Source organism: Marinomonas sp. NPDC078689 (assembly GCF_044542435.1).
Lineage (GTDB): Bacteria > Pseudomonadota > Gammaproteobacteria > Pseudomonadales > Marinomonadaceae > Marinomonas > Marinomonas arenicola.
On the sequence record NZ_JBITUJ010000001.1, the window covers coordinates 604,401 to 618,933 of the forward strand.

A 14,533-nucleotide genomic window follows, 5' to 3' on the forward strand; every position below is an offset into this window, starting at 1 on the left:
TACTTTATTATCGTTTTGTTAGCTATCCATCTTAGGAGCTCAGAAATGGATGTGTTGTCCTCATTAGCGACGTTTACCATTCAATGGGGAGCGATTATATGTCTCTTCTTGTTGTTGGCTGCGGTTATTTCCATTGGTGTTATGTATTGGGTTGATGTGCATCAAACCTCTCATACTATTCGCCGAAATTATCCTGTTGTTGGTCGTTTTCGTTATCTTTTTGAGCACCTTGGTGAATTTTTCCGTCAGTATTTTTTTGCCTTGGATCGTGAAGAGCGCCCCTTTGATCGAGCTGAGCGTTCATGGGCTTATCGCGCGGCGAAAAAAGTGGATACAACTATCGCCTTTGGTTCGACTCGTTCATTGGAAACCCCTGGGGATATTTTCTTTTTAAATTGCGCGTTTCCAACATTGGAAGAAGACGCCGCGCAGCCAAAAGAAGTGTGCATTGGTGAGTTCACCGCAAAGATCCCATATCGAACAAACTCGGTTGTGAACATCTCAGCGATGAGCTTTGGCGCTTTGTCTAAACCTGCTGTGCAAGCGTTATCGAAAGGGGCGCGCCAAGCTGGTATTTGGATGAATACCGGAGAAGGCGGTTTATCTCCTTATCATTTGGAAGGCGGTTGTGATCTGGTGTTTCAAATTGGTACTGCGAAATACGGCGTACGAGATAAGGACGGGCGTTTAGATGATGCTAAATTGGCGAAGATTGCTGAGCATCAAACGGTTCGTATGTTCGAAATTAAAATGAGTCAAGGTGCCAAACCAGGGAAAGGAGGCATGCTACCAGGCGCGAAAGTGACTGAAGAAATTGCCCACACTAGGGGAATCCCAGTAGGCGAAGATTCCATTAGCCCGAATGGTCATACTGATATCAAATCGATCGATGACCTATTGAACATGGTACGTCATGTACGCGTAGTGACCTCTAAACCCGTTGGTTTTAAAATGGTGGTTGGGGATCTTGGCTTTTTTGAAAAAATGTGCGAATTGATTCATAAAAAAGGCATTGATTATTGCCCTGACTTTATCACCATAGACAGCTCTGATGGGGGAACGGGAGCAGCTCCACAACCCTTAATGGACTATGTGGGCATGCAACTAAGAGAAAGTTTGCCGCTGGTGGTGAACATCATCACGTCTTATGGCCTACGCCGTTATATTAAAATCATTTCGTCTGGTAAGTTAATCGTACCTGGTAAAGCGGCTTGGGCGTTGAGTGCTGGCGCTGACTTTGTGGTGAGTGCACGTGGATTTTTGTTCTCGCTGGGCTGTATTCAAGCGTTGCAGTGTAATAAAAACACCTGCCCAACAGGGATTACCACGCATAATCCAGATTTACAAAAAGGTCTGGTTGCACAAGAAAAGTCTGTGCGTGTGGCCAATTATGCAGATGGTCTACTGCATGGCATTGGTTTGATTGCGCATTCTTGCGGCGTGAAAGAGCCTAGAGAATTAAATCGATCCCATGTGCGAATTATTGAAAATCAAAGTCGATCTGCGCTATTCTCTGAAGTAAATCCGATCCCTAATGTTAGACCTGAGTTTATTAATATGGTCGGTTTTCAAAATGAGCCTTCAGTTATAGAAGAGCGTTTACAATAAAGGAAGACAATGAGCCAACACACTGTTTTTGTAGAAAATTTAACGGATGCGAGCAGCTACTATCACTCTGTATTTGGTCTGCTGGCAAACGCTGAAAACAACCACAGTGAGTCGGCTTTATCCGTCTGCTTATCTTCTACTGAGTCAATTAAACAGGGATTAACTCTGTTGTTGGTTGAGGATGAAAGCGCCGCCGCCGACGCCTTGAAAATCATAAAACCTATGCCAGCGATTGAATGGAAAAGTGAACAATTCTGGGATGACTACCATGCTTTTTCTGGTTTTGGTGTCGTCTTTGAATCCTTACCAGATGAACAAGATAGTCATGTACAGGTTTGCTTTATCGATGGTTACGGCGTGCGTTGGCAATTGGTTGGCGCGTGAGTGAACAAATTAGGAGGCTAAATCCCTTTACCTCCTAAATCCCTTTACCTCCTAAAAATCTATTACAGGCGGTAAGTTGCGCTTAGACCGATTGTGCGAGAAGCACCGATAGAGGCTGTTGTATCATTTCTTTGGTAAATAATATCTTCGTTGGTTAAGTTGTTGATGTAACCGTTGATCGTTAGATCGTCATATGTGTATTGTAAAAAAGCATTGGTTGTTACGTAATTACCGGCTTTTTGACTGGCTGTATTATCCATGTCTGAGTAGTAAGAGGTTACGTAAGTGGAATCAGCACCCACTGACCAGCTTTGTCCAATGTACTTGGTAAAGCCTAAGCCAAGGTTTAAATCAGGTGCGTAAGACAATTCATTACCCTGCCAGCTGGTTGTATCGCTGCTAGTTTCATCTACTTTTGTTTTCAATGTACCAGCAGATGCTCTTAGCTCTAGCGTCTGCGTTGCTAGTGCAACGACTTCAATTTCAGCGCCGTAAGTGTGAGCCTTTTTAACGTTCTCTAGCTTGTAATCTGTGTAAGCTTGGTAGTCATTGTAATCGTTATAAAAAACACTGGCGTTAATGGTAAGGTTATTATTAAGGCGTGTTTTACTGCTTAATTCATAAGTAATGACGGTTTCAGGGTCAAATGTGTAGTATTCCCATGAACTGGATGTACCGTCCCACCACTGAAGGGCTGCGCCGCCAGAGTTATAACCTTTGGTCACGGAAGCACCTAATGTTGTTGCTTCAGTGATGTCATAAGTCGTGGAAACTTTAGGTAAAAAGTAAGTGTCTTCCGTGTTGTCTTCTAAAAGGTTGGTGTAAACAGTTAGATCGCGATCTTGTTTTTCATGCTCAAGGCGTGAACCTGCTGTTATATCCCACTTATCTGTTGCGGCATAAGTGATTTCACCAAAGCCAGCTACGTTAGTTTTTGTCCCATCTGAATCATAAGCTGAGCTGCCTTCAGAAAGAACTTCTAGGGTAGAATCTGCTTGAGATACATAGAAGCCAAAAAAACCGGAAAGTTTGGAATCATTTGGTGAGAAGATCACCTTGTTTTCCATCGTTGTTTTCTTCTCTGTTAATGTAAGCTCTAAGTCATCTGGGTATTGTTGGAATGATGCTGTGTAATCGTTGTAGCTAATTTGAAGCTGGTTTTTAACTTCTTCGCTTATATCATAATCAATATTAGTACTAATACTGTTAACTTGAGAGTCTTGGGTTCGAGTATTTTCATTATCATCAGCATTAAGAACACGTACTCTGTTTGTGGTGCCGTAATTGCTATTATTCACCCAATTCAAGTATTCACCATCGTTTTCACGGTGTACACCTGTGACTTTAACTCTCAATCCTTCGATGCTGCTTGGTGTCCATAATAGTTTGACTCGAGCATTTAGAGATTCTGATTCACTTAGATCTTCACCATCACCGTCATCATCTTCATAATCAATGTAACCATCCCCTTTAGTGTGATCTATCGCGACGCGAGCGGAAAGTTCATCTTTGACTAATGGTCCAGAAACCATAGCCGCTACGTTATGTTTGATATTACCGTTATCGTAACTTTCTAAACCGGCACGAACAGCGGCTTCGTTGTAATTGGTTGGGTCATTGGTTTCCAGAACCACAGCGCCACCAATGGCATTATCGCCTTGTGATGTAGATTGCGGCCCACGTAATACTTCCGCCTGCTTAGAGTCCCAAACATCTGTTGGGTTGAAGTTATAGCCGCCCCAAGTTTCAGTGATGCCATCAACCACAGTGGACACACGAGGGCTGCCACCTGTCATAAAGGCGTTCGCGCCAATTGCGGCACCGGCACTGTTCACGCCTCGGATGTTGACGGTACCGAATGCACCGGTCGTCACGTTTGGTGCTTCTACGATAACATCGTTAATGTCTTTCTTTTTACCGCTTTCGTACTGTTCTTCAGTGATAACAGTCACCGCTGTTGTTGTGTCTTTTATGTCTTTATCAACTTTCTCACCAGTAACGGTAATAGCATCAAGATTAATCGCATCCTCGGCCCAAACGCTGTTTGATAAAGTTGCTGCATTGATACCAATAACCGCCATAGCGACTACGGATAAGCGGTAAGGCACATTAACGCGAGAGATAATGTTTGTGTTAGCCATCTGAAGAACATTCCTTAGTTAGTTTTATTGAAATCAAACAGCGTCCTTTGACGTGTTTGTTTTTGTTTTACATAAACCCACTCAAACACTGCTATTTCGCACCAATATGTGACCAAATTGCAGTTTTACTAAAATGTGTTGCTACTTTGTAGCCTTATGTAAAAGTCGTGTAATCTTATTGATAATGAAAATGATTCGCAATACCATTTATTAATTATTTCTATTTATTTTAAAAAAACATCTTTCCGACGATGAGTTAAGGATCAAAATGAGTGTGGATTTAGCGCTTAAATTAGCGGCAGGTGAGTATTTAGTCGCAGCGGATATTGGGACGAAGGCCTGGTGGGAAAGGCTAAAGCAGCAGGGTTGCCCGCTTATGTTTGGAAATTATTCAGGGGAAACCGTGGTTGATTTCTTTTGGCAAGACCCTTCAGGGGACGAGTCTCAATCTTGTGTGGCGCAAGTTCTACTGCAAATAAATTCAGTGACCGATCATCATAGTTGGGAGCCGGTATCCTTATCGCGCGTAGCGGGCACTGATGTTTGGCATAAGCAACTCAGTATTGAGTCCAGCTGGCGTGGCAGTTATTCCTTTATCCCTTTGACGGCGGAACAAATGCCTCACCTTGCGTTTTCTGAGAGTGACGGCTCATCACAAGCGCAGCGACGTTGGTACATATCGATAATGGATCAGGCATTGCCGGATGTATTAAACCCTTTTCCGGCTTCAATCGATGGCAAAACATCTGCATTGCATTTGCCTAATGCGCAAAGAGAGTTTGGTTGGCCTCAATGGGACGCCGGTGAGCTCACTTTTCCTCGTGAGCGAATGACAACATTCACCTGGGACAGCACCAGATTAGAAAATTCACGGTCAATTTATGCCTTCCAAACCGGTGAGGACTCTGGCTCTAAACCATTGGTTATTTTGTTAGACGGCCAAAAATGGGCAACACCATCAGGTACGCCTGCGGTACTAGAGGCTTTAACTCAGCAACAACACATCGCGCCCGCTCAATATCTATTGATTGATTCTATCGATGGCAAGGTTCGTTGGTCTGAGCTTTCTTGTCATGAAGGTTTTTGGCAGGCGGTATTTGATGAACTGTTTCCTCTGGCGCAGCAGCATGGGGTGTCACTGGGTGGGGCTTCTACGACCTTGGTTGCAGGGCAAAGCTTAGGAGGCTTGGCGGCGTTATACGTCGGCTTGAACTGGCCTGAGAGGGTGCAAAAGGTGATTAGCTTATCAGGATCATTTTGGTGGCCAGACGTTAATCGAGCGTTACCTTGTGACCCGACGCTGCTGTCTTATACACCACCAAATAGCCTATCTGCTCAGCTTCAATTGGGCCAGTTAGCGGCTTCACATTTAGACATTTTCATGAGTGTAGGCAGTGGCGAAGGCGATATGAATCGCTATAACGAGAATATGCTGGCCGCGTTAGAAGCGGATCGTTTAGTCACTTTCGCTAACCAACCAGCAAGGCTTATTTATGATCGCTTTTGTGGCGGGCATGATTGGCTCGCATGGCGCTCTAGTTTGGTAAAAGGGCTTGTCGCACTTTTACCACCTAGTGCCTAACTAGGTCGCTATCATGCTAATGATAGCGTTATTGTTTTGAGAGTGATGATGACGAAAAAGCATTTTTTGTTGGATTTTAGTTTGTTAAAAACCAACAAAAGTTTTCGCGCTATTTTTATAGCACGGCTAATGTCGGTACTTGGTATTGGTATGTTGAATGTGGCGGTACCGATTCAAATTTACCAGTTAACCGGTTCCAGTTTACAAGTAGGCTATGCTGTCGCCTTGGATGGCATAGGTATGTTTGTGGGCTTGATGTTAGGCGGGGTGTTGGCCGACCGGTATGACAGACGAAAATTGATCCTATTTTCTCGAGGGATCTGTGGGGTTGGTTTTATCTTCTTAGCGCTTAATAGTTACTTATCTGCCCCCTCCGTATGGGCGGTTTATGCTATTTCATTATGGGATGGCTTTTTTAGCGCCCTGGGGATGACCGCCTTATTGGCGTCTATTCCGCACCTTGTTGGCCGTGAAAACTTACCCACCGCTGGGGCTTTAAGTATGTTGGTTGTGCGCATAGGGTCGGTGATATCCCCTGCATTGGCGGGCTTAGTGATTGTCGCTTGGGGTGTCACATGGAATTACAGTTTAGCGGCAGCAGGGACCTTGTGTACGTTATTGTCCTTGGTGTTTTTACCTAGCATGAAGCCTGAGAAAGAAACAGAGGAACAGCATCCAGTACGTTTTTTATTGGGCGGCTTTCAGTTTGTTTTGCGTCACAAAGTCATACGCAGTGTGGTATTGCTTGGCACGCTAGAGGCGATGACAAAGTCGATTCGAATTTTGTTTCCAGCACTTGCCCTTGCTGCATTTGGCGGCGGTGCTTTTGAAGTTGGACTAATGTACTCGGCGGTACCAGTCGGAGCGATTATAGCCGCTTTGACCAGTGGCTGGGTGCGCAATGTAAAGCGTCCAGGGTTGGTGATGTTAGCCATGGCATTTGGCTCCTTTATCAGTGTGGCAGTTTTGGGGGTGAGTAGTTACTTTGTGCCTATGCTGGTGATGTTGGCGGTGTTTGGTTATTTTGGGTCGATCGGTGGTTTGCTGCAATACACCATAGTTCAAGGGCATACACCGGATCATATGCTTGGCCGTATTGGTAGCTTTTGGACAGCCCAAGATGTGGTAGGGGATTCAGTAGGCTCCTTAGGGGTAGGTGTGTTGGCTAAGGTACTCACGCCAATTAACAGTGTGCTTGCACTAGGACTTGGTTGTGCGGGCTTAACAGCATTGATGTCTATAGGCTTTCGTTCATTGCGCAATGCCAGCTTGATCGATGAGAATATGACGACTGAGGCCGCTGAATCATCTCCTAGTAATGTTGCTGCTACTGGCTCCACGACTTAGCCTACGGGCATTTACTTTTTAGCTCAGTACTGTATTTTCTAGCGTAATATTTTTATAAATGGTTGAGAGACATCTCAGCCATTTCTTTTTTGCTAGGAGTCAATATGTGCGTTTTATGTCATTACGCAGATTGTGTTACCTCATTAGAATCCAGGCTGTTCTTTAAAACCCTAAGTGGTCATGCCATTAAGCGCAAAGGGTTTAAAGAGACCGCTCGGGAGCACGTCAAATGATTCCTTTTGTTAGCCGAGCGCCAAAGGCGGAGCAAAGGTTATGGGTAAAGGCCCTCGCCAAAGCGCTGCCAGAAGAGCACATCATGCCGTTTGCTGAGCTGAGTGAAGAGCAAAAAAACACTTGTGAACTGGCCATTGTAGCGAACCCAGATCCTAGTGAACTATTGGCATTGCCTGAGCTAAAATGGGTTCACAGTGTGTGGGCAGGTGTGGAAAGAATGGTGATGGAGCTGGATCGGCCGCGTTTTTCGATTGTGCGTTTAATCGATCCAGAGTTGGCCAGCACCATGTCAGAGGCGGTGTTAGCATGGAGCTTGTTTTTACATCGAGAAATGTACGCTTATCAAGAACAGCAGGAACGAAAAGACTGGCGGCAACGACCTATGGTGCGCGCTCAGGATCGTCGTATCAGTGTGCTAGGGTTAGGGGAGCTAGGGAAAACCAGCGCCTTACGTTTGAAAGAAAACGGCTTCGAAGTATCAGGCTGGAGTCGCCGTCCTAAAACCATTCAAGGTGTTTCCTGTTTTCATGGTCAAGAAGGGCTTTATGAATTATTGCGCCAAAGTGATATTCTTATCTGCTTGTTGCCACTGACAGAGCAAACCAGAGGCATTCTGAACCAAGACACTCTTGCTTATTTGCCGCAAAACTCGAGTATTATTAACTTTGCTCGTGGTGCCATTATTGATGAGCAAGCTTTGTTGTCTGCGTTGGATAAACAAGTGTCTCATGCTGTGTTAGATGTGTTTACACAAGAACCGTTGCCTCAGAATCATCCTTATTGGCAGCATCCTAATATCAGTGTGCTGCCGCATGTATCTGCACCTACTCATCCGGCCAGTGCGAGTCAGATCGTCGCCAACAATATTCGACGATACCGAGAGCGGGGAGAAATGCCTCAAATAGTGGATGTGAACATAGGTTATTAACTTGCAATGAGTTGTTTCTGATGTGTTATCAGAGGCCTCGTTATCCGTCTTATATAATGCTAAGAAGAGGGCGAAAATGCCACATTGTATTGTTGAATACAGCCAAAATTTGGACCAAGAAGTACCGCCAGCAGATTGGCTGGAAACCGTTAAAAAAGCCTGTTTAGAGTCTGGGATTTTTGCTGAATCGGATGTTAAATTACGTGGTTTTCCGTATAAAAACTTTATGACTGCAGGCAAAGAAGATGCGTTTGTGCATGTCACAATTCGCATGTTATCTGGACGCCCAGTCGAGCAAAAAAGAGCCCTTTCTCATTTGGTTTTAGACGCTTTGACTCAGTTTTCGTTAGTGGATGTTAGCTTTACCGTTGAAGTTTGTGAAATGGAACGTGATACTTACGCCCGTAAAGTGATTTTATCTTAATCAAAGACATTGGCTTGGTTGTTATGGGGCAAGGAAGTATTTCATGAAAGTTATGCTGTTATGGGTTTTGTGTTTCCCCGTTATGCTCTATGCACAAATAGATTCTGTTGAGTCTGATGAAGAACGTGCGGCATTAAATATCGACAACAAACAGCCAGCTAGCCAGCAGGCTAGTGAAGCGGAAAATGATGACGATTATACGCCTGAAGAGCCGAAAGTCCCTGATACGATCACCCAGCGAGCCAAAGCGTCTGATGGGCTGGTGGAACAGCGAACATCCCGGGAAAGGGACTCTTCTAATAATCCCTTTGTATTAACGCCACATAGGCCCAATTACTTTCTTCCGTTTACTTTTAATCCACATCCGAATGAAACGGCATTTTTGGGGGATAAAGCGGACGATGAAGACTTAGATAAAGTTGAGTTTAAGTTTCAGCTCAGTTTCAAATTTCCCGTCGCCTATAATATAGTCGGAAAAAACACCAGCCTATGGTTTGCTTATACTCAGCAGTCCTATTGGCAGGCATACAACGGGGCTATTTCCGCGCCGTTTCGTGATACCAACTATGAGCCAGAAGTGTTCATAGTGACCCAACCTCGCTTTGATTTTCTTAATATCAAACCAAGCTATGTGAGTTACGGTTTTGATCACCAATCTAATGGTCAATCCGACAGTTTATCTCGCTCTTGGAACCGTTTGTATGTGGATATTACGTTTGAGCATGGCGATACCGCATACTCAATCAAGCCTTGGTATCGGATTCCTGAAAGCGAAGAGGAAGACGATAACCCTGATATTGAAAAATACCTAGGTTATGGTGAGTTCAGAGTCTTTCATGCCATTGATGATTACAGTATCGATGTGATGTTGCGTAATAATCTACGATCTTCCGAGAACAAAGGGGCAATAGAAGTTGGCTTTACGTTTCCTTTGTGGGGGAAATCGAGAGGTTATGTGCAATATTTTAATGGCTACGGCCAATCGTTACTTGGCTATGATGAGTCCTCTCAAACGCTGGGTGTCGGCATAATGTTAACCAATTGGTTTTAATCGTTATCAATACCTGCCTTGTTCGATGATCTAAACGCCTTGCCATAAAGCAGGGCGTTTTTATGTCGTCACAAAGTTGTCATCTAACTGAAGCGTAAATGACATTTTGCTGCCTTATGTTGAAACTATGATCAACAAGAGAGGTGGAAAAATGAACATTCTTCAAAACATACACGCCGTCGATGTACATGCCTTTTCTTGGTGTATGGCGCGTAAGCATCGCATTGCATTGGCTAGAGTCAGCAGAGCGATTTCCTTTAGCGCTGATGGCCCCCTTTATGTATTGATTGCCATCGTTTTGTGGGCATTTGGCTTTTCGGCGCTCGCGTCAGCTTTGGCGTTAGGGTTTCTTCTTGAGCGCAGTTTATATCTTATTTTAAAGCGTGGTTTTAAGCGGAATCGACCTGCGGATGCGCTCGATAACTTTAAAAGTTTCATCGTGCCTTCGGATCAATTCTCGTTTCCTTCTGGTCATACCTCAGGGGCTTTTTTTGTTGCTTATTGTCTTTGTGACGCCTTTCCGGATTTTGCTCTTTACCTTTACGTTTGGGCGTCTCAAGTTGGTTTGTCGCGTATTTTCTTAGGCGTGCATTTTCCGACCGATACCGTGATGGGCGCGTTACTTGGCACAGGCTGTGCGGCCTTGATGATAGGGGTGTTAGTGTGAAAATACTGTACGGTGTTCAAGGCACAGGGAATGGTCATATTACACGAGCGCGCTCGATGGCCGCGGAGTTTGCGTTAGCGGGTGTTGAGGTCGATTTTGTGTTCTCTGGGCGGCCTGCCTCAGATTATTTTGATATGGATGTGTTTGGGGACTATCGTGTTTTCGATGGGCTGAGCTTTGTTGCTAAAAATGGTCAGCTAGACCTTTTGGCGACCTGTCAGAAGGCCCGTTTTTTGACCTTGTTTAAAGACATACGTCAGCTAAACACACGGGGATACGACCTAGTCATTACCGACTTTGAGCCCATTGTTGCCTGGGCGGCAAAGCGCCAAGGCACCCCTTGTCTTGGCTTTGGGCATCAATATGCCTTTTGTCATAATATTCCGCGCTATACAGGAAAGCGTTTATCGCAATGGATTTTATCAAATTTCGCGCCCTCAACGACCCAGCTAGGCGCTCATTGGCACCATTTTGGTTATCCTATTTTACCGCCGCTTGTGCACTTAGATGAGCACTTACACGAAAAGAAACGCGCGCCTTATGAGAAAACCGTGTTGGTTTATTTGCCTTTTGAAAACAGCGAAGAGGTGATGGAATGGCTTGAAGACATTCCGAACTACCGTTTTCGATTACACTGTAAAGACATTGATCCTGGAGTGTATCGGAATATAGAAGTGTTCCCTTTTAGCTTGAGTGAGTTTCAGAAAAACCTCAGCGAATGTGAATCGGTACTTTGTAATGCTGGCTTTGAGTTGAACTCAGAGGCTTTGCAATTAGGGCGGCGTATTTTGGCTAAGCCCATGCAAGGGCAAATTGAACAGCTTTCTAATATGATAGCGCTGCAAACATTGGGGTTAGCTCAAACCAGTGAAGTGCTTAATGCGAAGGTTATTCAGCAATGGCTTGAAAGCAGTCGAGTTGTGCAAATATCTTACCCTAACGTGGCGCGAGCCGTTGTTCGTTGGTTGCAGGCAGACAATGACACAACGGTGGATGAATTGTGTGCTGGGTTATGGGCGCAAACGCCGAATACCGCTGGAATCGACTTTACCTTTCCGGTTGGAAAGAAGGCGCAGCCGGTACATCGCGCACTAAAACGCCAGCGTTTGGCAAATTGTCAGCCTAGATAAACCATGATCAAGTAAAAAGCCTCTTTAGACGACTGCTCGTTTAAAGAGGCTTTTTCAGTTTAGGAATAACGTGATAAGCGTTTAGCTGGCTAGGTTTTGAGTAAAGAACTCAAGGGTTCTAGACCAAGCAAGCTCTGCGTTTTTCTCTTGGTAGCGTGCCGTAGAGTCGTTATGAAAACCGTGATTTGCGTTAGTGTAGACGTAGGCAGTATAGGGGACCTTGTGTTTTTTTAATGCCTCCTCATAAGCTGGCCAAGTGGCGTTAACGCGTTTGTCTAGCTCCGCAAAGTGAAGTTGTAATGGGCCTTTGATTTGCTCTATATGCGCTTTTGCTGGCGTGCCGTAAAATGGCGCCGCAGCGGCAATGGTGTTTGGCATATTGGCGGCTAAGGTATTGGTTAAATAGCCACCATAGCAAAAGCCTACCATGCCGACCTTTCCTGTTCCGTAGGCGTGCTTTTCAAGCAAACTGGCGGCGTCCATAAAGTCGCCTTCTATTTTTGCCCCATCCAGTGTTTTTTGCATTGCTCGACCTTCATCGTCATTTCCTGGGTAGCCGCCCAGCGGAAAAAGCGCATCAGGTGCAAAAGCGATAAAGCCGGCTTTTGCCAGTCGTCGAGCCACATCTTCAATGTAAGGATTCAGACCTCGATTCTCATGCGCCACTAAGACAGTCGGTGCTTTATTACTCGCATCTACTCCTTTGGGAATAACGAGATAGCCACGACCTTGACCATGACCATTAGGCGTGTCAAATGTTACGTAGCTTGCTTGGATATCTGAGTCATTAAAAGACACTTGTTCCGCGAGTGCGTAATTTGGCAATAAGGCGCCAGCAACCACAGGAAGTGTTAGTCCTGCTATGCTAAGTGAGCCAAGGCGAGACAAAAACGTTCGGCGATCAATATCACCATGAGCATATTCGTCGTACCAATCAAACGCTTCTTGAGGGATGTCTTTAGCTGACATCGTTGGTATTGAATGTTCCGTTGTTGCAGTCATTGTTAATCCTTCTTGATACTAGGTGATAACACAACGAATATATCGCTATTGCGTTTTTGTTAGAGGTGAATGTATTCCAATTAGTTCCATGTTAATAATAGACACTCTTGGCGCCGTTTTACTAGTGACTATTTGAACGGCGTTGTTATTTGTTTTGCCCGATTGTGCTGCCCTATGCCGGCGATAAAAATAACTTAATAGGAATAACTTTATATGACGTGCAAAATGCCCATTATTATTACCGGCGGAGCCCAGCGTTTGGGGTTAGCCTGCGCCAAAAGGTTAAGAGCCGAAGGCCATGACGTAGTGGTGACCTATCGTCATACCAAAGCCAGCATTGAGGTGTTAGAAGGGTTGGGCGTTAGCTGTGTGCGGGCGGATTTTTCCTCGCAGCAAGGCGTTGACCTTTTTATTGCTCAGATAAAACAAGACTATTCTGGACTACGAGGCATTATTCACAATGCGTCGGAATGGGAGGCAGAAGCCGATTGTCCAAAGGCAAGTCAGTTGATGGAAAAAATGTGGCAAGTCCATGTATTTGCGCCATACCGTATGAATATTGCTTTTGAAGCTTTATTATATGCGGGCTTTGAGTGTCTGGGGAAAGCGGACATTATTCACATGACGGATTACAGTGCGGAAAAGGGCAGTGATAAGCACATAGCTTATGCTTCCAGCAAAGCTGGGTTGGCAAATTTGACGTATTCTTTTGCGAAACGATTCGCGCCGAAAGTGAATGTTAACTCGATAGCACCATCATTATTAATGTTTCACCCAGAAGATGATGCGGATTACCGCGAAAAAGCATTGAATAAATCGCTTCTACATCAAGAGCCGGGTGAACAAGAAGGCGTACTAGCGGTACAATATGCATTAACCAACCGCTATATGACAGGGCGAACCCTCTCTCTTGATGGGGGTAGGCATTTGGTCTAGCCAAGTTATAAGGGTAAATAAAAGATTACTTCTTTTTGATAGAAGCCTTTATGTCGTTAGACAAGGTATAGCAACTTAGGACATAGATATGAGCACTGCCGTAGTAGAAAAAACAAATGTAGGTAGCCTAGTGCTTTCTGAAGAGGCGATAAAAGTACGTGATGCCTTGATCAGTCATGGTCTTGAAACGCCGATGATTGATAATGGGCTAACGAGTGAAGAGAAGTATCAGCGCATCAAGCAATCTTTCGAAGATGTGGTAAGCACATTAGGCTTAGACCTGACTGACGATAGCTTAGCAGAAACCCCTCATCGCATTGCCAAAATGTATGTGAAGGAAATTTTCTCGGGCTTGGATTACGCTCAATTTCCAAAAATCACTGTCATCGACAATAAAATGAAAGTCGATGAAATGGTAAAAGTCAGCAATATCAGTTTTACCAGCACATGTGAGCATCACTTTGTCACCATCGACGGTTTTGCTAAGGTTGCGTATTTACCAAAAAATAAAATTATTGGCCTGTCAAAAATAAACCGTATTGTGCGATTTTTTGCACAACGTCCACAGGTTCAAGAACGCTTAACGCAACAGATACTAGTGACTTTGCAAGTGTTGTTAGAAACAGACAATGTCGCCGTCAGCATCAATGCGACTCATTATTGTGTGAAAGCCCGTGGTGTTATGGACGCGAGTTCATCCACACAAACCACAGCATTAGGCGGCTTATTTAAGCGCAGCGATAAGACTCGAGGCGAGTTTCTTACCAACTAAGCCTAATGTCTTGGCTAGGATTCATTAATTGCGCATTCATTGAGCGAGATAGGATGACGATAGGTAAAAAAAACACATGGTTTCCAGCCAAGAAAAATGGCTGGGGCTGGGGTAAACCTCATGCTTGGCAAGGCTGGGTTGTGCTTGCTGTGTACTTTTTATCGATTGCTTTAGTGAGTGTCATGCACGACCCGAAAGTAGTGCTCATGCGGTGGGGTGCTTGGGTGGCGGTACTCACCAGCTTACTTATCCTTGTCTATATTGTAAAAGGGGATCCCCCGAGCTGGAAATGGAAACGCATTAAGAAAAAACGGTTATTTAAGTAAA

The 14,533-nt window shown here is 44.7% G+C and carries 14 protein-coding genes; 12 read left to right on the forward strand and 2 right to left on the reverse strand.

The annotated features are described in order from the left end of the window. Positions 1–45 precede the first annotated feature (45 nt). Together ACIGBN_RS02770 and ACIGBN_RS02775 are read left to right on the forward strand one after the other, a co-directional pair. On the forward strand, positions 46–1,608 hold the full coding sequence (locus ACIGBN_RS02770; RefSeq protein WP_133001573.1) for an FMN-binding glutamate synthase family protein: 1,563 nt from the start codon (positions 46–48) through the stop codon (positions 1,606–1,608). 9 nt (positions 1,609–1,617) lie between these two features. After that, complete coding sequence (locus ACIGBN_RS02775) at positions 1,618–1,992, forward strand: hypothetical protein (RefSeq protein WP_396663519.1); 375 nt, start codon at positions 1,618–1,620, stop codon at positions 1,990–1,992. 62 nt (positions 1,993–2,054) lie between these two features. Here the strand turns inward: ACIGBN_RS02775 and ACIGBN_RS02780 are convergent, their stop codons facing one another. Beyond that, a complete protein-coding gene (locus ACIGBN_RS02780) occupies positions 2,055–4,133 on the reverse strand; it encodes a TonB-dependent receptor (RefSeq protein WP_396663521.1) in 2,079 nt (692 codons plus the stop codon). A gap of 268 nt (positions 4,134–4,401) precedes the next feature. Here ACIGBN_RS02780 and fes point away from each other — a divergent pair, with 268 nt between their 5' ends. The 7 genes from fes to ACIGBN_RS02815 all read left to right on the forward strand — a co-directional run bounded on the left by fes (position 4,402) and on the right by ACIGBN_RS02815 (position 11,496). Then, entirely contained in the window at positions 4,402–5,715 is a 1,314-nt protein-coding gene (gene fes, locus ACIGBN_RS02785) for an enterochelin esterase (RefSeq protein ID WP_396663523.1), read from the forward strand. 48 nt (positions 5,716–5,763) lie between these two features. After that, complete coding sequence (entS, locus tag ACIGBN_RS02790) at positions 5,764–7,062, forward strand: enterobactin transporter EntS (RefSeq protein WP_396663525.1); 1,299 nt, start codon at positions 5,764–5,766, stop codon at positions 7,060–7,062. 229 nt (positions 7,063–7,291) lie between these two features. Continuing rightward, the gene (locus ACIGBN_RS02795) at positions 7,292–8,224 is read left to right on the forward strand and encodes a 2-hydroxyacid dehydrogenase (protein WP_396663527.1); all 933 of its coding nucleotides are present in this window, start codon (positions 7,292–7,294) and stop codon (positions 8,222–8,224) included. 76 nt (positions 8,225–8,300) lie between these two features. Continuing rightward, positions 8,301–8,648 (forward strand): 5-carboxymethyl-2-hydroxymuconate Delta-isomerase, encoded by a 348-nt coding sequence (locus tag ACIGBN_RS02800; RefSeq protein ID WP_133001570.1) that lies wholly within the window; start codon positions 8,301–8,303, stop codon positions 8,646–8,648. 43 nt (positions 8,649–8,691) lie between these two features. Next, a complete protein-coding gene (locus tag ACIGBN_RS02805) occupies positions 8,692–9,699 on the forward strand; it encodes a phospholipase A (RefSeq protein WP_243711897.1) in 1,008 nt (335 codons plus the stop codon). A 151-nt stretch (positions 9,700–9,850) separates the two neighbouring features. Then, a complete protein-coding gene (locus ACIGBN_RS02810; RefSeq protein WP_133001569.1) occupies positions 9,851–10,366 on the forward strand; it encodes a phosphatase PAP2 family protein in 516 nt (171 codons plus the stop codon). Beyond that, a complete protein-coding gene (locus ACIGBN_RS02815) occupies positions 10,363–11,496 on the forward strand; it encodes an MJ1255/VC2487 family glycosyltransferase (RefSeq protein ID WP_133001568.1) in 1,134 nt (377 codons plus the stop codon). Before ACIGBN_RS02810 ends, ACIGBN_RS02815 begins: the two co-directional genes overlap by 4 nt. Positions 11,497–11,577: 81 nt before the next feature. Here ACIGBN_RS02815 and ACIGBN_RS02820 read toward each other — a convergent pair whose 3' ends face one another. Next, complete coding sequence (locus ACIGBN_RS02820; protein WP_133001567.1) at positions 11,578–12,498, reverse strand: dienelactone hydrolase family protein; 921 nt, start codon at positions 12,496–12,498, stop codon at positions 11,578–11,580. Between the two features lie 213 nt (positions 12,499–12,711). On the opposite strand from ACIGBN_RS02820, the gene folM reads away from it, so the two are divergent. The 3 genes from folM (at position 12,712) to ACIGBN_RS02835 (ending at position 14,532) form a co-directional block, all read left to right on the forward strand. After that, positions 12,712–13,434, forward strand: coding sequence for a dihydromonapterin reductase (folM, locus tag ACIGBN_RS02825; RefSeq protein ID WP_133001566.1), 723 nt, complete (start codon positions 12,712–12,714; stop codon positions 13,432–13,434). 88 nt (positions 13,435–13,522) lie between these two features. Then, entirely contained in the window at positions 13,523–14,206 is a 684-nt protein-coding gene (gene folE / locus ACIGBN_RS02830) for a GTP cyclohydrolase I FolE (protein ID WP_396663531.1), read from the forward strand. 53 nt (positions 14,207–14,259) lie between these two features. Beyond that, positions 14,260–14,532: a hypothetical protein gene (locus ACIGBN_RS02835; RefSeq protein WP_396663533.1), complete on the forward strand. Its 273-nt coding sequence runs from the start codon at positions 14,260–14,262 to the stop codon at positions 14,530–14,532. Position 14,533: the final 1 nt, after the last annotated feature.

What these genes read in the sequence shown, in the direction of transcription:
- ACIGBN_RS02770 (WP_133001573.1), top strand. Translation starts at nt 46, where the DNA reads ATGGATGTGTTGTCCTCATTAGCGACGTTTACCATTCAATGGGGAGCG.
- ACIGBN_RS02775 (WP_396663519.1), top strand. Translation starts at nt 1,618, where the DNA reads ATGAGCCAACACACTGTTTTTGTAGAAAATTTAACGGATGCGAGCAGC.
- ACIGBN_RS02780 (WP_396663521.1), bottom strand. Translation starts at nt 4,133, where the DNA reads ATGGCTAACACAAACATTATCTCTCGCGTTAATGTGCCTTACCGCTTA.
- fes (WP_396663523.1), top strand. Translation starts at nt 4,402, where the DNA reads ATGAGTGTGGATTTAGCGCTTAAATTAGCGGCAGGTGAGTATTTAGTC.
- entS (WP_396663525.1), top strand. Translation starts at nt 5,764, where the DNA reads ATGACGAAAAAGCATTTTTTGTTGGATTTTAGTTTGTTAAAAACCAAC.
- ACIGBN_RS02795 (WP_396663527.1), top strand. Translation starts at nt 7,292, where the DNA reads ATGATTCCTTTTGTTAGCCGAGCGCCAAAGGCGGAGCAAAGGTTATGG.
- ACIGBN_RS02800 (WP_133001570.1), top strand. Translation starts at nt 8,301, where the DNA reads ATGCCACATTGTATTGTTGAATACAGCCAAAATTTGGACCAAGAAGTA.
- ACIGBN_RS02805 (WP_243711897.1), top strand. Translation starts at nt 8,692, where the DNA reads ATGAAAGTTATGCTGTTATGGGTTTTGTGTTTCCCCGTTATGCTCTAT.
- ACIGBN_RS02810 (WP_133001569.1), top strand. Translation starts at nt 9,851, where the DNA reads ATGAACATTCTTCAAAACATACACGCCGTCGATGTACATGCCTTTTCT.
- ACIGBN_RS02820 (WP_133001567.1), bottom strand. Translation starts at nt 12,498, where the DNA reads ATGACTGCAACAACGGAACATTCAATACCAACGATGTCAGCTAAAGAC.
- folM (WP_133001566.1), top strand. Translation starts at nt 12,712, where the DNA reads ATGACGTGCAAAATGCCCATTATTATTACCGGCGGAGCCCAGCGTTTG.
- folE (WP_396663531.1), top strand. Translation starts at nt 13,523, where the DNA reads ATGAGCACTGCCGTAGTAGAAAAAACAAATGTAGGTAGCCTAGTGCTT.
- ACIGBN_RS02835 (WP_396663533.1), top strand. Translation starts at nt 14,260, where the DNA reads ATGACGATAGGTAAAAAAAACACATGGTTTCCAGCCAAGAAAAATGGC.